The sequence below is a fragment of the Granulosicoccus sp. 3-233 genome, from assembly GCF_052681095.1.
The window spans coordinates 243,584-253,520 of sequence record NZ_JBQYLE010000007.1; the positions used below are offsets into that span (position 1 = coordinate 243,584).

Here is a 9,937-nt window from a genome sequence, read left to right on the forward strand (position 1 = left end):
CAAGGCCACGACACCACCGGGATAACCTGCGAAGGCGGCGGCCCGGCAAGCTCCCGCCGACCGGGCCGGTTCCTGCTGACCGGATCAGTCGACGCTGAATCCTATCGCTCCATAGTAGGTATTGCTGCCGACGTACAACTTGTTGCCGGATACCTGAAAGAATCGCTCGGGCTCATTGGCCGGGATGGCAAACACTCGCGCATAGTAATCGCCCGTTGGCAATCGGGCCGTATCCACCGTTCGGCTAACGATCCCGGCAGCATCGGGAATACCACCGACATCCACCGCGACGGTATCGGCATCGAAGGTGGGCGTTGTGGCCACTTGCAACCGGTAGCTGATACCGCCAGAGGTACCCGTGACGTCAAATGCCGGCGTCCAGCTGAACAGCCAGTCGGATGCCCGCTTCACCGGATCCTGCTGGATCGCCCCGATCGGCGCACGAAATGTATTGCGCAAGGCTTCTGCGTTCATGCCGGGTGCACTGGCATAGGACACGGCGGAGCCCATCTGGAAGTTCGGATTGTGCTCGCTGTCCGGCAGGCGCTCCTGAAAGGGCTGAACCAGCGCAAAGTAGGCATCGACCTTCTCCGTCATGAACTGATCCGTCACCACATTCTGCCGAAGGTAATCCACCGCCTCCACGATCTCCTCGTGTATGCCGGGCAGTCGGTAGAAGCCCTCCAGAAAGACATTTCTGGCAGCCAGACCGTAGCCGTATTCGGAACGCTGACGCAGCGAATCATTGCTCAGATCCGTTGGCGGCTCCTTCCAGAGACCCATGGCTTCATCATAATCCCATGGCAGGAAATAGAACTTTTCCGTGTCTGTCGGGTTGTACAGAATGAAGTTGTGCCGAACCGCATCCGCCTGATGCACCAGAATGTTGGTGGCGACCCAGGCCAGTACATTGTTTCTGTCGAAGTACTGATCCAGTACGGTTTCGAAGCTGATGTCAGGGTCGTTCAAGTCCTTCAGCATGGCTTGCAAGGCGCGATGGTCCTTGCCGTTCTCGATCGACAGGGAAGTTTCAAAGCGATCCTCGTCCAGTGGTTCGCCTTCATCGTCCACTAGAATGTCCGACAGATCACCCGTGTTGAAGCGGAAGTCCTCGGCCTTGTAGATGTTGCCGTCGTCATCCCAATCGCGTTTTTCCAGATAGTGCTCGTTCACACGTTCCACATGGGTAAACAATCCATAATCCACCGGACCTTCGCCATCGTCTATCCACAGATTGACAAACTGAGTGCGCAAGCTGGGCAGGCCCGGAATCACCGCCATGACATCGGTGGCCAGCTTGTTGCGAATGCGACTACCGTCAAAGGGGTGTTTGTTGAGCTGAAAGTAGCGCTCGCCACGCCACAGATCCTTCTTGCTGTCCAGCTTGATGCGCAGAGACTTCTGTGCGCCATTGCGTGAACCGCTACCACGCATGCGCAATTCGGCGTTGCTGACCAAGCCATCTTCGGGAAAGTCTGCCGCCGTGACGTGAATGGGAATGTCTACCGTCAGATCATCGGTCTTGTCGACATCGGCCATGACATCGTCCAGGGTGCAGCCGGACAGATCATCCGCCGTGCAGATGCCGGGAGTTGTTTCCGTGCGCACATCCACTCGAAGCACCTCGACAGGATCATAACCGTCCCGGGTGTAGACATCGGCCGGCTCCACGATATCCGGGCTGACATCGGCAATATTCCACTCGGTATTGTCAGCGCCATTGCCTGCCTGATTGCTGGCAGGTGTATCCAGCATGACGGAGGCTGCCAGAGAGCGATTGCCATTTCGATCGATGGCAACCACGTCGTAGTTGTACGTCGTGTCCGGTTGCAGATTGTCATCGTAATGACTGATACCGTTTGTCGTGCTCAGCTGCTCGCCATTACGGCTGATTTCATAGCTCAAACCGAAGGTTGCCGGCCGGTCCCACATGATCTCGGCAGACGTTGATGAATACACGCTGGCCTTCAGACCCGTGGGTACAGCGACACTGATCGGCGTAGTCGTACCGCCTCTGGTCGTCAGGCTGACACTCGCAGCATCCGAGCGTTTGCCGCTACGATCAATGGCAACGACACGGTAAGTATAGGATGTACCGGGGCTCAGCTGATTGTCATAATGACTGATACCACTGGTCCTTGACACAACGCTGCCATTGCGACTGATCTCATGACTCAGACCGAATGTCGAAGGTCGGTCCCACATGATTTCAGCCGACGTCGAGGAATAGACGCTGGCCTTCACTCCCGTGGGCGCTGCGATTGTGCCGACGGTTACCGTGCCGCCCCCAGCGACAAAGCTGACTGTCGCCGTGGCCGAACGATTTCCCTGATCGTCGATCGAGGTGACGGCTACCGTGTAGGGTTCACCTTCGACCAATGACCGGAAATAGTGGCTGAGCACATCGCGATTGCCGATGAGGGTGTCATTGACCTTGATCTCGTAGTAAACGACCAGGCCATCGTCACTGGCGCGATTCCAGAACACTTCTCCGGAAGTACTGGAATAATTTTCGTATCGCAGGGAGCCGGGGGCAGACGGTGCGGCTGCACTTGCCGATACGCTGAGTAAAAGCCACGACAAACCGGCGAAAATCATCTTCGCGTGAGCTCTCGTGTGCAGCCGTCTTCGTGACATCATTGAATGAAACATGGCATCTCCTTGATGAAGCGCTTCGCTTGCCTACCATTCTGAGGGGTAACACGGTTCATCGGCTTTGACAAAAGTCATCTCATGACCGTATCTGCAAGGTAAAAATACCTGCGCTGTAATGCAAGAGTGCCACTCGCTGAAGTATCAGCCCATATTTCCTGACCAACGGTCATGAATCGATTGCACATCGTCATATAACACCAGACACTCGACTGTCATCGAAACATCATGATGTTGAAGGCTTCATGTCATAAACCGACAACATGATGCGAGTCTGATTCTCACTCGGTAGTTGCCTCGATGCGTACGCCCTATGAGCGCACACTCGCCAGTCTGTCGCGACGCGAATTCCTGAATGTCAGCTGGAAGCTGGGGATCGGTGCAAGCCTGCTGGTATCGGGTACGCAGCGCCTCTGGGCCAAACCGGTATTCGATGGCTATCCATTCACTCTGGGCGTTGCGTCCGGCGATCCGCTACCCGAGGGTGTGGTTATCTGGACCCGACTGGCGCCGAAGCCGCTGGAAGGTGGTGGTCTGCCACATGTGGCCATCGAGCTTGACTGGGAAATCGCGCATGATGAGCACTTCCATCGCCCGGTGCAGGCAGGCAAGGCGCTGGCTCGGGCCGAACTGGGACACGCCGTCCACATCGAAGTCGAAGGTCTGCTGCCCGGCAGGGATTACTGGTATCGCTTTACCGCAGGCGGCATTCAGAGTCCGGTCGGCAGAACACGTACGGCGCCCGCCAGACATGACGATATCCAGCAACTGCAGATCGGAGTCTGTGGCTGCAACCACTACGAACAGGGGTTTTTCAGTGCCTATCGGCATATGGCGGATGAGCACTTCGACGCCATCTTTCACACGGGGGACTACATCTACGAATACGCCCCGTATGACGGCAAGAGCACACGCGTGCGCAAGCACCTGGGAGAGGAGACCTTCTCTCTGGACGATTACCGCAATCGCTATGCGCTCTACAAGCTCGATACCGATCTGCAAGCCATGCATGCTTCGGCTCCGTTCATCGCCACCTGGGATGATCACGAGATCGATAACGACTGGGCGGCAGAGTTCAGCGAAACCAATACGCCACCCGAGATCTTCCGATTGCGCCGGGCTGCTGCCTTCCAGGCATACTACGAGGCCATGCCACTGCGCCGCAGTTCGCTGCCGACAGCGGGGCATTTGCAGCTCTACCGGCAATTGCAGTTCGGCCAGCTGATGTCGGTCAATGTACTCGACACCCGCCAGTATCGCTCGCGACAAGCCTGTCATGAGCGATCGGTTGCCACCTGCACGAACATCACGGATATCGACCGCACCATGCTGGGCAGTCGTCAGGAACAGTGGCTACGCGATCGCTTGAGCGGCAGCCAGACCCACTGGAATGTCCTGGCACAGCAAGTACCGATGTTCGGCCGCGAGGCGAATCCTGGCAGTGCAGGCAACCGGCACGTGATGGACAAGTGGTCCGGCTACCCTGCCGCTCGCGACCGTCTGGTCGGGCAGATTGTCGAGACCGGACTGAGGAATGTGGTAGTGCTGTCCGGCGATATACACAGCCATTGGGCAGCGGATGTGCCCCATGTCATGAACCAGCCTGACGGGGAGTCGGTAGCAGTCGAACTGACGACCACTTCCATCAGTTCCGGCGGGGATGGCAGCGAGGTTGCCAGCTACTGGCATGACATTGCCCCAACCCACCCGCACGTTCACCATCACAGCAATCGCCGTGGCTACCTGAGCTGTACGATCAGCCCCACACAATGGCAGAGCGACTTCATGGTGATGGACACCGTCTCACGACGCGACGGCGTACTCAGTCGAGGAGCACGCATGGTCGTCGAGCGCAACCATCCGACCGTGGTCCACGCCTGATGATGAAGACAAGTCGCAAAGTGCTATTGACCGGCATCGACGGGCTATGCCTGGCTAGTGTGGTCGGCATCCTGTACAGTCTTGCGCTTCCCGGCGCCTTTCCAGAAAGCATGTCCGATGGATTGCGCAGTATTCTGGTACCGACACCGAACATTCAGGCAGATGCCCGTGATCAGGCCGATTGCCTGTGGCTACAGGCGCGCAATCATGGCTTCTATGGCATCCAGCACCACGCAATTGCCGGCAACACCACAGCCGATGAGGATTTGTTGTGGCAGGCCTTTCTCGACTCCACGGGAGAACGGGAATGTGGCTCACCGCTGACGGGAATGAGCGAATTGATGCCCGCCTTGCTTGCCAGCCTGCCCGAGGCCGACCGACACTTCATGAATCCGGCGAAGGAACCCGAGACCTTGTAGAACAGAGCCATTCCGTCTGTTGAAGAAAGGTGTGTTGAACACGCTCAGGCACGGCGTGCTTGCTCACTGTTCCGTTGATTGACCAGAAAGGCGGTTATCTGCCCAGCCTGTTGCGGCCGACTGATCAGGTATCCCTGCACTTCATCGCAACCCAGTTGATCAAGGACATCCAATTGTGCATTCGTCTCGACACCTTCAGCGACCACTCGCAGGTTCAGCGCATGCGCCATGTTGATCACCGAACCCACCATCGCCCGTGAACGCGAACTGGACTCCACTTCCTCCATGAACAGCTTGTCGATCTTCACTACATCCAGAGGCAGATCCGCCAGCAGAGACAACGATGTGTAACCGGTTCCGAAGTCATCAAGCGAGATGCTCACGCCCGATTTCCGCAATCGGGACAATGCCTCCCTGGCCTTCTCCGGGTTATCCAGCACCGTGGTTTCAGTCAGCTCGATTTCAAGCTGCCGTCCTTCGACTCCGGCATTTTCAAGAGCCTGCAAGGTCTCGTCAACCAGCGTTTCCGCACGCAGCTGCATGGGTGAGATATTGATCGACACGCGCAGATCATCAAACCCCATGGAACGCCACACGATGATCTGTTGCAGCGTCTCCTTCAGCACTCGTTGTGACAATACATCGATAAGACCATTGGCCTCGGCGACCTCGACAAACAACTGCGGGGGCACAAAGCCGCGAGTCTCGTGCTGCCAACGCAGCAATGCTTCCATGCCAGTGATCCGCCGTGCATTGAGATCGAACTTCGGCTGGAACCACACCTCGATTGCATCCGCTGCCAGCGCTTCGTGCAAATCCGATTCCAGTCGTATGTAGTCATTCGACACTCTATGCAACTCACTGGACTTGAACGCATGCGATATCTTGTCCGATTTGAGCATCGCTGCGGCACGTGCCTCGCTGGCCTCGACAAAGAGGCTGCTTGCCATTTCATCACCGTGTGAAGAGATGGCAATTCCAATGGCAGCTCCGATGTACACCTTTTCTCCGCTCATGAGAAAAGGCTCGGAAAACAATCTCTTCAGTCGAGTCACGACAACCATGGCACTGGTTGTGTCATTCAGGGAAGCGAGCAGTATCGCGTACTCGTTGGATGTGATTCTGGAAAGCGAATGCTCGGCCGACAGCAGGGATACCAGATCGGTGGATCGCAATCCGTTCTGCAGACGATCCATGACATTGATGATCAGCTCGTCGCACTGCGCATAGCCAAATGTAGCCAGCAAGCGATCCAGGTCCCGTATGGCAAAGGAGATGACCCCCACCAGCGAGTCATCTCTGGAGGCCCTGATCAGCTCTGCTTCCGTCCTTTGCAGAAAGATCGAGCGTAATGGCATCCCCGTCAGGACATCGAACTCGCCAATCACGCTGAGCTCATGTTCTCTTTGTTGCAACAAACCTTCCAGCTCCAATATGCGAGCCTTGGCATGATCCGAGTCTGATGAATTCACCAGGGTCTCATTCATCTTGCGGGCAGTCGCACTGGATGTATCCGGTGAGGTCTCCGCAGCGGCGTCATTCTCCCGATCATGGATCACCACTCGATTGCGTCCAGCCTCCTTGGCCCTGTACAAGCCCTGATCGGCAGCATCAACCAATGGGCCACCTTCGGTCGCGCCGCAAGACAGATCGGCGACACCAAAACTGGATGACAGCCTCGGAACCGCCAGGCGATCTCCGTAGGCCAGAGCGATGACTGCAATACGAGCACGCTCGGCAACCTGCGCAGCCTCCTCGGCAGCCATTCCGGGGAGAACAATGACAAACTCTTCACCACCATAACGCCCGACCATGTCCTGATCACGACAAACTCCCTGCAAGGTTTCCGCTATCGCCTTGATCACATCGTCGCCCACAGCGTGTCCGTAGTGGTCATTGACCTGCTTGAAATGATCGATGTCGGTCATGATGCACGACAACGGCGTACCTTCCTGCTGCGCCTGCTTGATGCAAGCTTCAAGCATTTCCATGAGCGTACGACGGTTGGCTATACCGGTTAGAGGATCGGTGGTTGCCAAAAGCTTCAGCTCGCGGTTCATTTCACTGATCACCTCCTTTGACCGGCGCAGCTTGACCAGTGTCGCGGTCAACTCGCGGTTCTGTCGCTCCACGATCGTCATGTCATCCAGGGTCACCAGTACCCCTTTCTTGCCCTCATCGCCTTCTCCGATGAACGCACAGCTGACCAGAAACGAGCGCTTTTCTCCATCGACGTTCAACAGCGTCATCGGCTCGTCCGACTTTGCCAGGCCGCTGAGCAAGGTCGTTGCCCAGGGACCTTGCCAACCCTCTTCCTTTTCCCACGCCCAGTCATCCAGCGAGCGGCCGACCAGATCGTTGGCGTTGCTCCCGGCAATGTTTGCAGCCGCCAGATTGGCCATCACGATACGCAGTTTCTCATCCAGAACAATCACGCCCTCACTGAACAGGTTCATTGCAGAATCCACCCGTCCCGGGACCGCGCGCCCCGGATCCAGTTGCACCAGAGCTCTATTCAGAAAAGCAGTGAACGCCACCAGTGAGCATACGGTGACAAAGGCCATCCAGAAGAATTCATTTTTCTGGTTCGTCAGAGGCGCGAATGCCACCAGGACCTCGCCCCATAGCCGGCTCTCATCGTAGATGGGAACCTTCAGTTGAGTCGCCGTGGATCGGGACGCGCTCTTGTCGAACAGAGTCGTATCGCCGATCTCGGCCAATACAACACCGGTATCCCGCACCAGCGTTGCCGCATGAATATCAGCATTTCTCAAGACAAAGCGCGATACTGCCGTCTGCAATTCACCAAAATCACCTTCACTGGCCAAACCGGACAGTTGCACTGCCAGGGCCTCGACGACCACCTTGCGCGATTCTCGGGAGACCTCGCCCGCATCGGTTCTGAGACCCAGCAAATCCGCCAGAAACATCACACTCAGACTGAGCATGACCAGGCTGCTTCCCAGAATCAAGGGACGTGCAAGTGGTGCCACGGCTTTGAACAAGCGCCAGTTTTTCAGCGTTTCAAGCATTCTTCGCCTCCCCTGAGTTATCAGGATCGTTGGCCGCATCAGGTCGTTCAACCGCATCTGCGGCGTTGCCCTTTCCATACCATGGTTCATCTTCATCCCATCGTGTCAGAATGGGCACCGGATCCAGAGGACGCCACAACGGAGTAGCGGTGATCGTTGCTGACACCAGCAGACCGGAGCGCAGTACCCAGGTCACAACTCCCGCGGTCAGAGAAGCACCTACAATTGTCGGCGCCGAAGCGACCAGGGTTTTTCCCGCACTCGACTCTTCTACCAACTGATCCACCTGATCGCGCAGGGCGAAGATGGCGTCTCGCAGTTCGATGGATTGATATTCATGGCTCAGATCCAGATCGAAGTCTGCAGCCAGACTACTGATGTCATGTTCAAGCAGTAGCTGCAACATGGTGCTGATGGCATTGGCAACAGGTCGAGTCGATAGTCGTTGCCTGTCAGTGTCCTCAGCCTGTTCGATGACAATGCCGGCTGTCAGAGAGACAAACTCGGTGTCTGCGGACGATGTTCTGGAAGTATCATCATTTCTCTCGGTGACTGGCTCATGCAACCGACCAATATTGTTGTAACCAACCTCTTCATCGATCAATGAAGTGATCATCGAAGAGGCAACTTCGGTATTGTTGGCGACCGCGGTATCGATCGCGGCAACCGGGTTCTCCTCTACCTCGATGATTACCTCGTTTGCCGCACCAAGTTTCGGGACCTCAGTGTCTGGCGCCGGTTCGCTCGACGGCTGAACATCCAGCCACACGTGGGCACTGGCACGATTACCACCCGAATCCTCCACCTCATAGTCGAATCCATCTCTGCCGGCAAAGTCTTGATCAGGCTTGTATTCCAGCAAACCCGAATCCTCCAGAATCAGGGTGCCATGCTGAGGTTGGCTGAAATTCACCAGCGTCAGCGTTCCTCCTTCCGGATCGACGTCGTTGTACAACAGCGATGCCAGCGGATCGATCTTCAACGCCTGCTCATGATCGACTGCCAGGGTGTCGGATTCAGCGATTGGCGATTCATCCACATCCAGCACTTTGACCGTCAGTGTCTGGACATCGGTTTGACCACCGTCGTCAGTGACCGTGATGTCAACCACGTAGCGATCTTTCGTTTCGTGATCCTGTGTCGAGGTGAAAGTCAGGACTCCACCAGCTACGTCGATTGTGAACGCAGCCTGGTCCACGCCACCACTTACGCTGTAGGTATGAGTTGCACCGATGTCTGGATCGCTGGATGTGACTGTGGTCACTGCGGTCTGGTTCTCGTCAACGGACACCATAGCACTCGACCCGCCTCCATCACTGGTGATCACGGGTGCTTCGTTCACATCGTTGACCGATACGGTCAACGTCTGTACACCTGTCAATCCGCCGCTGTCTGTGACCGTGATTTCTATCTCGTAGGTATCCTCGATTTCGTAATCTGGTGCAGTGACGAAGGACAATTCACCCGTGCTTGAATTGATGCTGAATGCAGTCTGGTCTGCACCGCCGGTCAGACTATAAGTCTGTGTATCACTGTCATCCACATCGGTGACCGTGACTGTGGTCACCACCATCTGGTTTTCATCCACAGACACAGCGCCAGTCGCACCACCCTCATTACTGGTGATCACTGGTACTTCGTTCACATCATTGACCGACACGGTCAGCGTCTGAACATCGGTCAGTCCATCATCGTCCGTGGCCGTGACTTCCACCTCGTAGATATCCCTGATTTCATGATCAGGCGCGGTGATAAAGAACAGTTCACCCGTGCTCGAATCAATACCGAAGGCAGTTTGGTCTGCACCACCAGTCACGCTATAAGTCTGTGTATCACTGTCATCCACATCGGTGGCGGCGATCGTGGTCACTGCGGTTTGATTTTCATCCACAGAGACGGTAGCGGTGACTCCACCCCCATCACTGATGATCACTGGCGCTTCGTTCACGTCAT

5 protein-coding genes are annotated in these 9,937 nt (G+C 56.2%); 2 read left to right on the forward strand and 3 right to left on the reverse strand.

Features of this window, described 5'->3' with window-relative positions; genetic code table 11:
- Positions 1-84 precede the first annotated feature (84 nt).
- On the reverse strand, positions 85-2,598 hold the full coding sequence (locus ACUNV4_RS19000; RefSeq protein ID WP_430880178.1) for a CotH kinase family protein: 2,514 nt from the start codon (positions 2,596-2,598) through the stop codon (positions 85-87).
- Between the two features lie 354 nt (positions 2,599-2,952).
- Here ACUNV4_RS19000 and ACUNV4_RS19005 point away from each other — a divergent pair, with 354 nt between their 5' ends.
- Together ACUNV4_RS19005 and ACUNV4_RS19010 are read left to right on the forward strand one after the other, a co-directional pair.
- Positions 2,953-4,533, forward strand: a complete 1,581-nt coding sequence (locus ACUNV4_RS19005; protein WP_430880179.1) for an alkaline phosphatase D family protein — start codon at positions 2,953-2,955, stop codon at positions 4,531-4,533.
- Complete coding sequence (locus tag ACUNV4_RS19010) at positions 4,533-4,952, forward strand: hypothetical protein (protein WP_430880180.1); 420 nt, start codon at positions 4,533-4,535, stop codon at positions 4,950-4,952. The genes ACUNV4_RS19005 and ACUNV4_RS19010 overlap by 1 nt, the downstream gene beginning before the upstream one ends.
- Before the next feature lie 44 nt (positions 4,953-4,996).
- Here the strand turns inward: ACUNV4_RS19010 and ACUNV4_RS19015 are convergent, their stop codons facing one another.
- Both ACUNV4_RS19015 and ACUNV4_RS19020 read right to left on the reverse strand, forming a co-directional pair.
- A complete protein-coding gene (locus tag ACUNV4_RS19015) occupies positions 4,997-7,984 on the reverse strand; it encodes an EAL domain-containing protein (protein ID WP_430880181.1) in 2,988 nt (995 codons plus the stop codon).
- Positions 7,977-9,937 (reverse strand): Ig-like domain-containing protein (locus ACUNV4_RS19020; RefSeq protein ID WP_430880182.1); only part of this gene is annotated, 1,961 nt, incomplete at its 5' end. The genes ACUNV4_RS19020 and ACUNV4_RS19015, both read right to left, overlap by 8 nt.

What these genes read in the sequence shown, in the direction of transcription:
- ACUNV4_RS19000 (WP_430880178.1), bottom strand. Translation starts at nt 2,598, where the DNA reads ATGATTTTCGCCGGTTTGTCGTGGCTTTTACTCAGCGTATCGGCAAGT.
- ACUNV4_RS19010 (WP_430880180.1), top strand. Translation starts at nt 4,533, where the DNA reads ATGATGAAGACAAGTCGCAAAGTGCTATTGACCGGCATCGACGGGCTA.
- ACUNV4_RS19015 (WP_430880181.1), bottom strand. Translation starts at nt 7,984, where the DNA reads ATGCTTGAAACGCTGAAAAACTGGCGCTTGTTCAAAGCCGTGGCACCA.
- ACUNV4_RS19005 (WP_430880179.1), top strand. Translation starts at nt 2,953, where the DNA reads ATGCGTACGCCCTATGAGCGCACACTCGCCAGTCTGTCGCGACGCGAA.